We start from the raw sequence: 14,820 nt of genomic DNA on the forward strand, positions 1-14,820 counted from the left end.
GCCGTTTTTTGGCTCTCTTGTGCGTTAAACAAAAATCAACCTTTACCGCGAGTACGGTTTGAATTTGGCTTAGCGTTTTTCTCGATAAAATCGAAGATCATACCTGCAATGTTTTTACCCGTTGCTAGTTCGATGCCTTCTAGACCAGGGGAAGAGTTCACTTCCATTACCACTGGGCCATTTTTAGATTGAAGGATATCCACACCACAAAGGTTCAAGCCCATCACTTTCGCTGCATTTACAGCGGTCGCACGCTCTTCTTTGCTCAAACGCACGAGTTGTGCAGAGCCACCACGGTGAAGGTTAGAACGGAACTCGCCTTCTTTTGCTTGGCGCTTCATTGCGGCAATCACCTTATTTCCGACAACAAAACAACGGATGTCCGCGCCTTTTGCTTCTTCGATAAATTCTTGCACCATGATGTTAGCTTTCAAACCCATGAAAGCTTCAATCACGCTTTCTGCCGCTTTATTTGTTTCAGCAAGTACAACACCAATGCCTTGAGTGCCTTCTAGCAATTTAATCACTAGAGGTGCGCCACCAACGTTTTTGATCACGTCCTGAATGTTGTCAGGATGGTGAGCAAAGCCAGTGCGTGGCAAACCGATGCCTTTACGTGATAGCAGTTGTAATGAGCGCAATTTGTCACGAGAGCGGCTGATCGCGACAGATTCGTTGACACAAAATGTACCCATCATTTCAAACTGACGTACAACAGCAGTGCCGTAAAACGTAATAGATGCCCCAATACGCGGAATAACAGCATCGTATTGCGGTAATTCTTCACCCTTGTAGCGGATCTTAGGGTTGTTGCTCGTAATGTCCATATAACAGTGAAGCGTGTCGACCACATCGATTTGATGCCCACGTTCTTCACCCGCCTGTTTTAGGCGCATGGTTGAATATAAATTCTCATTACGAGAGAGAATAGCAATACGCATGGCAATTCCTTAGTAAGTCAGTACCAAATTAAAATATAAGTATAGAGCATAGAATGCAGTAGGCAGGTGATCATGTTATGACATAACCTACTTACTTCAACGATTTAGAATTGTGGTTGAACAACCACGTCGTCAGAGGTGCGCACCTTAGGGCGTTTTTTTGTGAGATGAAAACGAAAAAGCATCGTCGACACGACAAAAATATTTTATCAAACGCTCACGCCTTGCGGTATGAGACTGTCAAGGGTGAGATAAATAAAATTGAGCAAAAATTTCATCGCTTTGTCACGAATTATCGCTTAAAAAAGCGGCCAATTTGACCGCTGTTTTTAGCTGTTTTTAGCTGTTTTGATAGTGACTTAAAAAAAGTTCCGCCGTTTGGGTAGCTAACAGCCTAGATTCTTCATTCGACAAAGAGGGGCGAATTCCCATTAACTGCGGCCAGAATGCACTGCCTTTAAGTAAGTTGTGCAATTGAGTGCTTGCTATATGTACATCATCAATTTGCAAAGCGCCACTGTTCGATTTCTCAGTAAGCCAGCGGTACAGGGCGGTTTCCTGTTTCGACATTTGTTCTGCTTGTTCTTTGAGATCTTCCGGCTTAAATAAGAAGTGCCCAAATGCCACTTTTGCCAGCTCAATATAGTTTGGTTCCGTCACCACAATGATCTCGCTGTAGAGTAATTCAATCAATTGATCTTTGAGTGGCAGAGTGGCCAAGCGTTTAATATCGCTTTCCATCATTGACGAACGCCAAAGCTCAGTCAGCAACTCCGTCACGATCGCTTCCTTAGAAGGGAAGTGATTATAGACCGTGCGCTTAGAGACTTGTGCGATTGCAGAGAGCTTATCCATGCTGGTGTTTTGCACCCCAAACTCTTGGAACGCTTGCCTTGCCGCGCACAAGATGGCTTCTCTTTTGGTTTCGCTACGACTTTTTCTTTTTACATTCATAAGCTTGCTAAGTTAAGAAGATCATTTCTTGATCTATTTTACACTAAGTAGTTTACTTTTGATAATTAGAATGTAAACTGCACCGTGTAGTTTACTTTTGTTCGGGTTAACTTTTTATGAAAAAAACTTTGCTAGCCACAGTAGGAGCGTTCGCGATGGGTACATCCATGATTTCTTGTTCTAATGTTGATACTGAAAAAGCGCCAACATACCCGGACAAATTTGCAAATACAGAGTTGGAATACAAAAGCGGTTTGGGCGACATGTTCGAAATCATGAAAGCGTATTTTACGACTGAGCGCCTTAACCCAACACCAACGATTGAAATTCCAGTGCATGCGATCACAGCGCGGCAACTGTTAGAAGAGCAAGATGACGTCATCTATCGTCTGGGTCACTCAAGCGTATTAATGAAGCTCGATGGAAAACTGGTGATGACCGACCCTGTATTCAGTGATCGCGCGTCTCCTGTACAATGGGCAGGGCCAAAACGCTTTCACCAAACCCCCATCACGATAGAAGATTTGCCAACTATCGATGTGGTGGTGATCAGTCATGACCATTACGATCACCTAGATAAAGCTTCTATTAAAGTGCTAGGCGACAAGGTGGGCACTTTCTTGGTACCGTTAAAAGTTGGCCAATTACTGGTGAATTGGGGTGTGCCGAAGGAGAAAGTGATCGAGCTAGATTGGTGGGAGTCACATTCTGTCGACGGTATTGAATATACATTGACTCCGACTCAGCATTTCTCTGGTCGAGGTTTGACAGACCGCGATACGACACTGTGGGGCAGTTGGGTTATTAATGCACAACAACACAAAGTGTTCTTCAGTGGTGACTCTGGTTACTTCAATGGCTTTAAAGAGATTGGCGAAAAGTACGGTCCGTTTGACTTCACCATGATTGAAACAGGTGCATACAATGAACTTTGGTCAGACATTCACATGTTCCCTGAGCAAAGTGTTCAAGCACACATTGATGTGCAGGGTAAAGTGATGATGCCGATTCACAACAGCACGTTTGATCTGTCGATGCACGATTGGAATGAACCGATGCAACGCGCGTTAGACATTAGTGAAGAGCGCGGTGTAACGTTAGTGAGCCCTGAGATTGGTCAACGCTTGGCGATTGCGGAGCCTCAGCCTGCTAAGGCGTGGTGGCAATAATTGCTGAGCTAAACAGCCAAACACCAGAATAGTTAAGTCACTTATCAGTAGTTACTATTAGTAGTTACGTGGTCAGGGATAAGGATAAAGGTGCGATGAAAGCAAAGTGGACGTTGTTACTTACATTAAGCATTCTGCCGACCTTTGCACTAGCAGGGGTAGAGCAAGATATCTCGACGTTGATAAAACGAGTTGAGCAATCCTCTTGCACCTTTATCCGCAACGGCAAGGCGTACACTAATCAAGAAGCGGCAGAACACATGCGCAATAAATGGGATTACGCCAAAGATGACGTTGATTCCGTGGATGTGTTTATAAAAGAAGTTGCGTCGAAAAGTTGGTTATCTGGCAAACCATATTGGGTGGATTGCCAAGAGGAACGCATTACCAGCGAAGAGTGGCTAACATCATTGATGCGCACCACCGACCACATCCAATAACACTTCTTTGATGGTCTGATAGCGCAGAGGTAGAGCACGACTGCGCTTACGAACCAGAAATAGCTCTTCACATACAGTGTTTTTCAGTTGAGCAATGTATAACGTGTCTTTTAGTGGAAAATTGTCGACCGCACTTTGAGGCAGCACGGTGAAGCCAAGTCCTTTGCTGACAGGTAGCAAAATTTGGCTCAATTGATTTACGTAGCCGGATAATGGTAAATCGCTCATCTTAATTTCTTGGAGCTGTGGTTCTTCACACTGGTCAAAAAACAGCGTCATGTAATGCTCGGCATCAGGGTGGCTAATGACACCACAGTCATGCAAGAGTTGTGGCGTTATCTGCTTATTTTGATAATGCTTTGGCAGAACCAAGCACAACCTCTCTTTACCAATTCGCTCACTGTGAAACAGACCTTTGTTGGGAACATCAGTCACGATACCAATATCGATGTGCCCTTGCGTTATGGCGTTGAGAATAGATTGATTTGGCGCGGCTTCTAAATGTAACGATAAGCTCGGGTGCTGTTTTTGCTTCTCCAAAATGGGCCCATACAACATTAACGCCATTGCACCAGAACAAGCCAGTTTACAGTGGCCTGAAAACGCATCATCAAAACTGAGCTCTTCGAGCAGCTTCTTCTCTCTATCTTCTAACTCGAGCGCATATGCGTAGACAATCCTGCCTTGCTCGGTTAATTCGAAGCTTTTGTTTTCGCGCTTGATCAAGGCATGCTGACAACTTTGCTCTAATTTTTTGATGTGTTGGCTGACGCCAGGCTGAGTCATAAAAAGTTTTTCTGCCGTTTGCGTAAAATGACCGACTTCAATCAATGTCTTAAATGTATGTAACCAAACAGGATTAAGCATAGTGTGTGATTTTCTGAGAGCTTTGTTGGGAGACGTAAAGAAAATGATAGCACGGTGTTTTATGAAAACAGAGAAGACTTAAACGATAAAGATGAATCTTTATCAATACATTACAGACAAAATAAAACCCCGCCTGGTTTCCCAGACGGGGCTTATTCTTTTTCGCAGCAATCCAGCTACTAATAGGTGCTCCCTGCATCTATCCTTGATTGTGGCTAAGTCCTTTAACCGAGTTCCTTGTTCATCGCCTTCCTAGCGGTGTCCATTCTTGCCTATCATCCTGACGGGCGAACTCTATCCTAGAGCTTAACTACATCCTTGCTGACAACTCATCCTAAGCTATCAAATCTTCATCCTGAAGATACCCAATCCTTTAGGTTTTTTTTCCTGTTCCCGCCAACATCCTGTCGAAAAATTGAGTATTGATGTTTTGCTGATTTGACTCAATTAACTTTTCTAAATTATTTTTACTTATTATTTTAAGTGAATTTAAATATTACTGTTAAATCATATGTTTAATGTTTTTTCTGGCATTGCTCTTAGACGTGGTTAATCTATTTGCTTACAACTCTTGTAAGAGATCTCGCACAAGTTTGGTGGTGAATGTATTAATGAGCGCTTTTTGTTCCGAGTTCTGTGGATTGAACTGGATCACAATGCGTTAAAAGGGAGACGATAAAGATGAAAGTGAATTGATCTTGAGTAGAGATTTGTTTGAAAAGAAATAAAAAATCTTGCGGTTTTTATAAACAGTATGGTAAATCTGAAATGCCCACCTTGTTAATCCTTATTAAGATTCAATGACAGTATAAGTAGGGAACTTGATTGCCATTTTTCTGTCATATCTGGTGAGTAAGTTAACTGTGTCAGATAGATAATATGCCGTTTGCCAGTAAAAACAGGCTGCAAGAAATCGGTAATTATCATTATGTTGTGAAATTGGTCACGGTTAAATGATTGATTCCCTTATAGATTGAAGGGGATACGACCTTAGACAATAAGCTCCATGAGGAGCGTTACTTATATAAGATGAGGGACTTTACTATGAAAAAGACTAGAAGAGCTCAGCTACATCGTGTGCGTATTCAATACTGGAAAGACACGAAAGACGCCCCAGCTAAAAAATCATAGTTAATTATACCTAAAGGCACGAGCTGGCTGTGGAACGCAGTTTCCCGTTGATTGCCAGCTCAAAAACGCCAAAATCACTCCGCGCAACTTCCCAAGCACCCTATTTTTAATATCGCATTCTTCCAAAAATAAAAAAGCCAGTCTTAAGACCAGCTTTCTCTACCATTTATTGAGCTCTGCGTATTACAGGTTGCCCTTTAGTTACAGGTAGTTGGCGTCAACTAGTTCGCCCGCTTGCGCGCTTTTCACTTCTGGGCGTGCTTCTAACCATTTGATAACTTGCGCTTTCTGTTCTTCAGTCGCACTGCCGTAACGGTTAGTAGAACATAGGAAGCCTTCAAACAGTTCTAGACCACCGCCACCGAAGCAAAGACCAAGCTCGTCAATGTAGTCGATAAAGTCATCAACGAATGCATCGTAACGGTCGAAGTCGTTAATGTCTGTTTCACAGCTGATCTCGAAACCTAGGATTGCGAACTCACCTAAGAACAGCTTTTTACGGATACGACGGCTCTTGTTATCGATCTTGTCTAATTTCATGATTATCTCTCGTAGATGATTTGATTTCGTACACCTTATACCTTCTATCATACTTTAGCCCAAGTAAAATCAGAATGAAGCGATACAGTTGGTGATTATGTGACCAGAATTTAATTGCTTCGTTAGCTGTGTTGGTTGGTTTGCAGTATTGTTGAAACACAAGTTTCATATGTTTTAAGCACTTTTGTCATTTTTCTTATCCAAACTTCTTGCCGTTCAACTAATCACTTATTTATTAATTAAACTATAAGATCGGGAAAGTAAAAATGAGCAAGGAAACCTTTGACGCGACGCGTTATAACCAAAGTGAAAACAAACCATTTGAAGAAGTATTAGAAGCGAGCCTATCTCGACGCAGCATTCTGAAAGGTGGTTTAGGTATCAGTGCGATGGCAGCGTTTGGTGCTTTCGGATTGGCTGGTTGTAACTCGTCTGACTCAGGGAGTACAGTAAGCAGTGGTTCGGGCGCATCTAAAGCCGTTCTTAACTTTGAATCTATCCCTGGCTCACTCACTGACGCAGTTTCAATTCCACAAGGCTACACCGCACAAGTACTAGTACCTTGGGGAACACCACTTAATGCACAAGGCAGCGCATGGCAAAATGATGGTACCAACACCAGTACCGATCAGTTAAATGCGCTAGGCATGCACCATGACGGCATGCATTTTTTCCCATTGAACGATAGCACTACAGATGGCTTGCTATGTATTAACCACGAGTACATCGACACATCAGCACTGCATCCAAACGGTCCGACGGTTGAAAATGGCGTACGTACCATTGTAGATGAAGTGCGCAAAGAGATTTACGCGCACGGTGTATCAGTGGTTCGCATTCAACTGGAAGACAACATGTGGAAGTTGGTTGATACTGACCCACTAAACCGTCGTTATACTGGTGCGACAGTCATGGATTTGTCTGGCCCGGTAGCCCACACATCTTTAACTGTCACTCGTTTCTCACCAGATGGCAGCCAAGCGCGTGGTACGTTAAACAACTGTGGCAACGGCTACACGCCGTGGGGCACTTACTTAACGTGTGAAGAGAACTGGCCTGGTTACTTTGTTAACGCCGGGACTCGTACAGAAGAGCAAGATCGCATTGGTGTTGATGACCAAAGCACACGCTACTTGTGGGAGACATTAGCAGGTAATGCAGAAGAGCGTCTTGATGAGTTCTCTCGCTTTAATGTGGCTCCAACAGGAGCAAGTGCGATGGATGATTACCGTAATGAAGCCAATGGTCACGGTTACATTGTCGAGATTGACCCTTACACGCAAAACTCACGTGCGAAGAAACGTACTGCGCTAGGTCGTTTCCGTCACGAGGGCTGTACTTTCGGTAAGCTTGAAGAAGGCAAACCAGTGGTATTTTATTCTGGTCACGATTCTCGCTTTGAATACCTATACAAATTTGAATCTGCGGCAGCGTGGGATCCAGCAGATGCTAACCCTGATAACCGCTTGGCGATGGGTGACAAGTACATGGACGAAGGCACACTGTATGTGGCGCGCTTCAATGAAGACAGCACAGGTACTTGGTTACCATTAACGCTTGATAGCGTAACAACCGCTGGTGGTACGTTAGCGGATCACTTTGATTCACTGGCTGAAATTATCATCAATACTGCGGGTGCGGCGGATTTAGTTGGGGCAACACCAATGGATCGACCAGAGTGGTGTACGGTTGATCCATTCACGGGTTCAGTATATTTAACATTGACGAACAATACGCGCCGTACAGATGAAACCAATCCTGCGAATCCACGTTTGAATAATAAGTTTGGTCATGTTATCCGTTGGGATGAAGGTGCTTCAGCAACTGACTTTACTTGGGATATCTTTGTGTTTGGTTCGCCAGCAAATGGTGATGCAGATACCAACCGTTCTGGCTTGAATGAGTTAAACCAGTTTGCGAGCCCAGACGGATTAGCGTTTGATGGCCGTGGTATTTTGTGGATTCAGACTGATAACGGCGCAGATGAAGTCACGTCTTACACCAATGATCAAATGTTGGCTGTTGTTCCATCTAAGCTAACAGATGAGAATGGTGATCGAGCTGTGATTGGTGCGGATAATCAAGCTGAATTGAAACGCTTCTTTGTCGGACCAAATGGTTGTGAAGTAACAGGCTTTACCATCAGCCCTGATTACAAATCATTGTTTGTGAATATTCAGCACCCAGGCAACTGGCCATACAGTGAAGATGCAGCCGAAGAAACGCCTGCTGGTGTTTCTGTGCGCCCACGAGCGGCGACAGTGGTTATTCGCCGTGAAGACGGTGGAGAGATTGCAGTTTAATCTCTAAATGAATAAACACCTTAAAATTCAAGCCCTGCAATTGCAGGGCTTGATGGTTTAGGCGAATGCCTAGTTGCACTTTGTACCTAGACAACAGGCTTAGCTTTTCAATGAACCGCCTGAAGTACGAATCACGTCTTGATACCAGAAAAAGCTTTTCTTACGTTTACGTTCTAGCGTTCCTTGCCCATCATCATAACGATCGACATAGATAAAGCCGTAACGTTTGCTCATCTCAGCGGTTGAGTTCGCGACCAAATCGATTGGCCCCCAGCTGGTAAAGCCCATCAACTCAACGCCATCCAGAATCGCTTCGTGTGCTTGCACAAGGTGGTCGTTCAAGTAAGCGATGCGGTAATCATCTTGAATCTCACCGTTTTCATCGATTTCATCACGTGCACCTAAGCCGTTTTCTACGACAAACAGTGGTTTTTGGTAGCGATCGTGAAGGAAGTTCAGCAGAATGCGCAGGCCTTTTGGATCGATCAACCAGCCCCATTGGCTCTTCTCAAGATATGGGTTTGGTACGCTATCGACAATGTTACCCACTTCCTTCTGTTTCGGGTCTGCACTTGCACAGCCACTTGCGTAGTAGCTGAATGAGATGAAGTCGACACTCGCAGACGCAATTTCTTCTAAGTCGCCTGCTTCCATCTGAATTTCAATGCCGTTTTCGCGGAAGTAACGCTTCATGTAGCCAGGGTACTGACCACGTGTTTGCACATCACCGAAGAACAACCACTTGTTGTTTTCATGCATTGCAGCAAGCACGTCATCAGGGTTACAGGTATATGGGTAGTTGATTGCGCCAAGCAGCATGTTACCAATCTTGCCGTTTGGTACGATTTGCTGACACAGTTTTACCGCTTTTGCGTTGGCGACTAGTTGGTGGTGAATCGCTTGGTAAATCTCTTGTTCACTGGCGTCTTCTTGCAAACCAACACCAGTAAATGGTGCGTGTAGAGACATGTTGATTTCGTTGAACGTTAACCACAGCTTCACTTTGTCTTTGTAGCGTTCCAGCACGGTGCGAGCATAACGTTCGAAGAATTCGATGACGCGACGATCGCCCCAACCACCGTAGTTCTCGACCAGTGCGTAAGGCATTTCGTAGTGAGATAATGTCACGAAAGGTTGGATGTTGTGCTCGGCAAGTTCGTCAAAAATTTTATCGTAGAACGCCAAACCTTCTTCGTTAGGTTCTAGTTCGTCCCCGTTCGGGAAGATGCGGCTCCATGCCAAAGAGAGACGCAGACAGTTAAAGCCCATCTCTTTGAACAGCGCGATGTCTTCTGGGTAGCGATTGTAGAAGTCGATCGCCACGTCTTTGATACCCGGTGTACGCTCTTCACGGGTTTGATGCGGACTCAAAATACCGTTTGGCAGCATGTCTGATGTCGATAACCCTTTACCCCCAAGGTTGTACGCCCCTTCTACTTGGTTTGCAGCAATGGCACCACCCCAAAGAAAATGTTCAGGAAACTTAATCATGTTTCTCACTCTTTATATTTAGGAAATGTTTGTGGATTTATTGCTTGAGAATAGTGTAGGAGACACCTCGATACTTGTATCGAGATCGTATTTTTCTCAAACAGCGGGGATGCTTAGTTCTAATGATGATTTTGTAATCAATATCAACCTAGGCTGATTTGAACAATAGAGTGAAAGTCAGCCCATTTTGTTCATTCTTATGCACGGTAATTTGTCCGTTCATATCACGCATATTGTTGGCCGTAATCGCTAAACCCAGCCCCAACCCTTCACCAATTTTCTTTGAGGTTTGGAAGGGTTCAAACATGGATTCAAGCATCTCATTCGACACGCCGCAGCCATTATCACTGACGATCAGTTCGACCTGATTGTCGGTTGGATTGACGATCAAGCTGAGCTGCGGGTTGGTGGTATGGTTCATTGCGTCTAGCGCATTCGAGACAAGATTACCGAGTACCTGAAGCAGTCGTTGTTCTTCACCCAAGATGTTAGGTAAGTCATGAGCAACTCGAACACGCACATCCACTTTGTCTAGTTGGGTTTGATAAACGCGTAGGGTCTCTTCGAGTGCGGAAGTAAGAGAAATTGCTTGTAGGCTTTCTGGTTTGTTGTAGGCGAACGTCTTCAGCTGACTGGTCATGCTTGCCATACGATCAATCAGCTTTTGCACCAAAACATTGTTGGCTTTCATCATCTCGGTTTCGCCGCGTTCCGCCAGCAGTTCGTTCGTGGTGAGCAGGGTACGCAAGCCTGTCAGTGGCTGATTGAGCTCATGAGTAATCGCGCTCGACATGCGACCCAAGGCGGCCATTTTGCTCGATTCAATTAATTGGTTTTGCGCTTCTTTTAGCGCTTGAGTTCGCTCTTCTACCCGTTGCGCCAGTTCTTGGTTGACCTGTTGCAGCGATTGCTCGGCTTTTTTCCGCTTACTGATGTCTATGATCGTTGCAAGGAAATACTGCTCGCCATGCCAAGGGAAACTGGTTAGCGAGAACAGGACAGGGAAGACGCTTCCATCGCTGCGTCTGGCAATGGTTTCGACCGTGCTGATCTCTGCGAGCTCTTTATGCTTAGGCAAGTCCTTGAGCAACTTAAGTGTGGTGGAATTGGGGTTGCCTGCGTCGAATAATTCCCAAGCAAAAGCGTGTCGATTGACGCTCTCTGGTAAACAGAACAAACGCTTCGCCATTGGGTTGAGATCGAACAGTTGCCCTTGTTCATCAATCAATAGCAAACCAACGTGGGTTTTATTGATCATCTGTTTCAAGCGGCGTTGGGACTCTTCCAACAGGGCTTGAATTCGTTGTTGATTGATGTGCTTTTGTCGACGTTGTAGACCAATGATGACGAGTAATACAACCAACAAGAGCAGCGCCGCTACGCTCCAACCAATCACGTTGATGGTTTGTTGAATCGGCTTAGAAGGGGTGAGGTAGCTGACGTACCAATTCAAATCATCCAATTTAACGGTGTGCGCAAAATAGCGTTGCTGATTGAGCGTCCACACACTGATATTAGTGTTGTCGTATAAGCGCTGCGTTTCTAACTGAACGGCGTTGCTTGGTTCGTTAAACCAGTCTGCGTTATAGAGCGAGCTGCTCGATAGGAAAAAGCGTTGCTGACGGTTCTGCAACGTAATGATGTCTTGGCTAGTAATAGTCTGTTCGGTCAATAAGCTGAGGTTGATTTGCACCACCACAATGCCTGCTATATCCAGACCGTCGTAGATAGGGGCTGCAAGATAATACAACGGACTCGAACCTTTGGTTTTGTTCACCAAGGAAACACCGCCGCCTTGATTGTGAATTTGTTCCACAATGGCTTTTCGGTCAGATAGGCTAAAGCGCTCTTCGATTAAACTCGAGACCAATACTTCGCCAGAGTTAGACAGGATTAGCCAACCTTCCGTATTGGCGGCTTTATCTAGCTGAGTCAGTTGGGTTTGCAATGGCTCGTAATAAGTCCGGTTTCCTTTTACAAACGCGATGGTTTCCGGATTATTGGTGACAAGGTAAGGCAAGTGATAGAAGCGTTTGAGTGCACGGCGAACTTCACCGATATAGTCGAGCAGTTTTTGTTGAGCTTCGGTTTGAGTTTGTACGCTCAACCATTGACGAGCAACCTCTCTGCTGGCGCTATAACAAGACAACATCAGCACTGTTGCAATTACGACCACAAGCCACGTTTTGCCATTCCTTTTGCGCTGCATACTGACTCCGTTCAGCTAGTGCGTTCTCACCGAGAGTCATTAAAGAGTGCGCCTAACTGGTTGGATGTTAAAGACTTGTAAGCAAGAAGTGAGATCTAGCTCCTTTTCTCCTCAGTGGTTTTTGCTACCGTTAGCAAAGAGCGATTTCTATTCCACCTACGGTAGTAACTCATGGCTTTTGACGACACCCCTAAAATTGCACTTATCGAAGACGATGACATTGTTCGTCAGGCTACCAGTCAGTGGCTGCAACTGGCGGGGTTCGACGTGACCGCATTCAGTTTAGGAGAAGAGGGGAAAGCGGCCATTCTTAGCCAAGAATTTGATGCGATTGTCAGTGATGTTCGCCTGCCGGACACCGACGGCTTGTCGATACTAGAAAGCCTGATTGCTAATCACATCCCAACGCCAGTTATTTTGATCACCGGACATGGTGATGTCGATATGGCAGTTGGGGCGTTGCAAAACGGTGCGTTCGATTTTATCGAGAAACCTTTCCAACCTGAGCGCCTATCCCAGCGAGTGACCGATGCGGTCGAGAGTTATCGCGCACAAACGTCTACTCAAGATCGCCAAGAGTATCTATCTAGCGTTAGCGGCTTAGAAGAAGTGCTGATTGGCCGAAGCCGTGTGATGCAACAGCTTAGAGAACAAGTTGCCAAGTTAGCACGCATTGATACTAACGTGATCATTTACGGCGAAACAGGTTGTGGTAAAGAGCTGGTGGCGACCAGTTTGCATAATGAAAGCCAACGCAGATCCTATCATTTTGTGCCAATCAACTGTGGCGCTATTCCTGAGAACCTGTTTGAAAGTGAGCTGTTTGGACATGAAGCAGGGGCATTTACCGGAGCGGGTAAAAAGCGCATTGGTAAGTTGGAATACGCGGATAAAGGCACTTTATTCTTTGATGAAATCGAGAGTATGCCACTGTCTATGCAGGTGAAAGTGTTGCGTTCATTACAGGAACATACGGTTGAGCGCGTTGGGGGTAACCAACAGATCTCGGTTGATTTAAGAGTGATCGCCGCCGCGAAAGAAGATCTCAATGAGCATGACGAGTTTCGTCAGGATTTGTACTATCGTCTTAATGTGGCGCAGATCTATTTGCCTCCGCTACGTGAGCGAGAAGAAGACGCGTTGATCTTGTTCGAACACTTTGCCCTGAAAAGTAACCCTGAGAGTCGTCCGCTGAGTGAAGCCGATAGAAAAGCCATTCTTGCTTACGCTTGGCCCGGTAACGTGCGTGAGCTTAGAAATGTAGCAATGCGTTTTGCTCTGGATGAAACCGTCTCCGTGATGGAAATTCTCTCCAGTCGACCATCTTCTACAACCGAAGAGACACAAGCAGGCGTTCCGTTGGCGATTCAGCTACATAATTTTGAGCGTAAAGTGCTGCATGATTCTTTAGTCAGGCATCATGGACGCATCAATGAGGTGATGCAGGAGTTGGATTTACCACGTCGAACCCTTAACCAAAAGATGCAGAAGTTTGGCTTGAATCGCTCCGACTATACTTAGTGCGATTTCTAGCTAATTCGAAATCACTGGCATAACAAACATGTTATGCGCTTTTGGCAGGAGCTGGGACAAACTTATAATTTAGGTCTTTACCTTCTCCAAACAAGGTAACGAGGTTCCTTCCTGTATGTTTAGAGCTATATAGCGCTTCGTCTGCTTCAGCAAGCGCCTCTTGAAGTGATTGCCCCTCAGATAACTGACTGATACCAAAGCTCATGGTCACTTCAGTTTTAAATGATTGCAAAGCGGTTTCAGTTTCGACCGCAAGGCGAATTTGCTCTGCGAAAATTTTGGCTTGCTGTGCTTTTTCGAGCAAAACAATCATGAACTCGTCACCACCAAATCGCACAATGCAGGCTGACTCAGGAAGATGCTTTTTAAAAATAGTGGAGATCGTTGCCATGACGGAGTCGCCAACCGTGTGACCATAGTGATCATTAATCGCTTTGAACTTGTCGACATCAGTCATAATAATGCTGATTGCTTGGTTTTTTTTATGTGCTTTACTAACCAAGTTTGGAACGATTTCTTCCATGGCTCGACGATTATATAGCCCTGTGAGTGCATCTAAATGAGAGAGAGCATTAATGGATTGCACCAAGCGTCCGTTAATTAACCACAGCATACTAAAGCTCAAAGCAACGATCAGGCAGATGCTAAATAAGAAAGTCAGCTGATGGATAAGGCCTGCGACCATAAAACTTGGTAACTCACCTGAAAAAGTACTCCAAAGCGCCCTAAATCCCATAAAAAAACTAAATCCAAAGAAAGAGTAAGCCATTGCTTTAACAGGGAGCTTTAAGTCCTTTTGGGTACCTTTAAGCATGGCGACACCACTAAAGAAGGTGACGATACAAATATACGTGCTCAGATAAATAATACGGCTTTTGATAGAAGGGTCATGGAAGGTGAAATAGTAAAATGAACCACTAAAAACAGGTGTTAACAAGGTGAGACAGTGAGCCAATTTTAAAGGGTATTGACGAAAAATGCTTACGCTATATAGCGTAAGCAAGAAGCCGACTAATATGAGAGTGTTGGCTATGACGATGGTCAGCCAGTCTGGCGCAGAGCCTCTAAAGCCAAGTAAAAAAGGACCTAAACCAATAAACAGTAGTGATATCGAGAAGGTTTTTAGGCCTTTGACTCTACCCTGAGTGTATTGATAACAAAGCAGACTAATAGAGTAAATGCAAGAGAACAGAATAACGATAAAGTTCAGTGTTCTGATGTCTAGATACTGATTATCCATAG

The 14,820-nt window shown here is 44.7% G+C and carries 11 protein-coding genes; 4 read left to right on the forward strand and 7 right to left on the reverse strand.

Translation table 11 applies throughout. The annotated features are described in order from the left end of the window. Positions 1-35: 35 nt before the first annotated feature. Both rimK and R7040_RS10095 read right to left on the reverse strand, forming a co-directional pair. Entirely contained in the window at positions 36-941 is a 906-nt protein-coding gene (gene rimK, locus R7040_RS10090; protein WP_258469544.1) for a 30S ribosomal protein S6--L-glutamate ligase, read from the reverse strand. Positions 942-1,280: 339 nt separating this feature from the next. Next, positions 1,281-1,895, reverse strand: coding sequence for a TetR/AcrR family transcriptional regulator (locus R7040_RS10095; protein ID WP_025768062.1), 615 nt, complete (start codon positions 1,893-1,895; stop codon positions 1,281-1,283). Positions 1,896-2,050: 155 nt separating this feature from the next. Between R7040_RS10095 and R7040_RS10100 the strand changes: the two genes are divergently transcribed. Continuing rightward, positions 2,051-3,064 carry an MBL fold metallo-hydrolase gene (locus R7040_RS10100; RefSeq protein ID WP_031780877.1) on the forward strand — a complete coding sequence of 338 codons (1,014 nt, stop codon included), beginning with the start codon at positions 2,051-2,053 and terminating at the stop codon, positions 3,062-3,064. A 95-nt stretch (positions 3,065-3,159) separates the two neighbouring features. After that, complete coding sequence (locus tag R7040_RS10105) at positions 3,160-3,504, forward strand: DUF5329 family protein (RefSeq protein ID WP_017635527.1); 345 nt, start codon at positions 3,160-3,162, stop codon at positions 3,502-3,504. On the opposite strand, the gene R7040_RS10110 is transcribed toward R7040_RS10105, so the two are convergent. Together R7040_RS10110 and R7040_RS10115 are read right to left on the reverse strand one after the other, a co-directional pair. Beyond that, on the reverse strand, positions 3,472-4,371 hold the full coding sequence (locus R7040_RS10110) for a LysR family transcriptional regulator (protein WP_054574492.1): 900 nt from the start codon (positions 4,369-4,371) through the stop codon (positions 3,472-3,474). The genes R7040_RS10105 and R7040_RS10110 overlap by 33 nt on opposite strands. 1,332 nt (positions 4,372-5,703) lie before the next feature. Next, positions 5,704-6,042, reverse strand: coding sequence for a YggL family protein (locus R7040_RS10115; RefSeq protein ID WP_054701928.1), 339 nt, complete (start codon positions 6,040-6,042; stop codon positions 5,704-5,706). A gap of 266 nt (positions 6,043-6,308) precedes the next feature. Between R7040_RS10115 and R7040_RS10120 the strand changes: the two genes are divergently transcribed. Then, the gene (locus tag R7040_RS10120; protein WP_318081308.1) at positions 6,309-8,345 is read left to right on the forward strand and encodes a PhoX family phosphatase; all 2,037 of its coding nucleotides are present in this window, start codon (positions 6,309-6,311) and stop codon (positions 8,343-8,345) included. A 99-nt stretch (positions 8,346-8,444) separates the two neighbouring features. Here R7040_RS10120 and R7040_RS10125 read toward each other — a convergent pair whose 3' ends face one another. Together R7040_RS10125 and R7040_RS10130 are read right to left on the reverse strand one after the other, a co-directional pair. Beyond that, positions 8,445-9,836 (reverse strand): glycoside hydrolase family 1 protein, encoded by a 1,392-nt coding sequence (locus R7040_RS10125; protein WP_064354480.1) that lies wholly within the window; start codon positions 9,834-9,836, stop codon positions 8,445-8,447. Between the two features lie 148 nt (positions 9,837-9,984). Next, complete coding sequence (locus R7040_RS10130) at positions 9,985-12,045, reverse strand: sensor histidine kinase (protein ID WP_064354481.1); 2,061 nt, start codon at positions 12,043-12,045, stop codon at positions 9,985-9,987. A 171-nt stretch (positions 12,046-12,216) separates the two neighbouring features. On the opposite strand from R7040_RS10130, the gene R7040_RS10135 reads away from it, so the two are divergent. Next, the gene (locus tag R7040_RS10135; protein ID WP_064354482.1) at positions 12,217-13,566 is read left to right on the forward strand and encodes a sigma-54-dependent transcriptional regulator; all 1,350 of its coding nucleotides are present in this window, start codon (positions 12,217-12,219) and stop codon (positions 13,564-13,566) included. Between the two features lie 43 nt (positions 13,567-13,609). Here the strand turns inward: R7040_RS10135 and R7040_RS10140 are convergent, their stop codons facing one another. Then, the gene (locus R7040_RS10140) at positions 13,610-14,818 is read right to left on the reverse strand and encodes a GGDEF domain-containing protein (RefSeq protein WP_064354483.1); all 1,209 of its coding nucleotides are present in this window, start codon (positions 14,816-14,818) and stop codon (positions 13,610-13,612) included. Positions 14,819-14,820 lie beyond the last annotated feature (2 nt).

Source organism: Vibrio sp. 1069 (genome assembly GCF_033340555.1).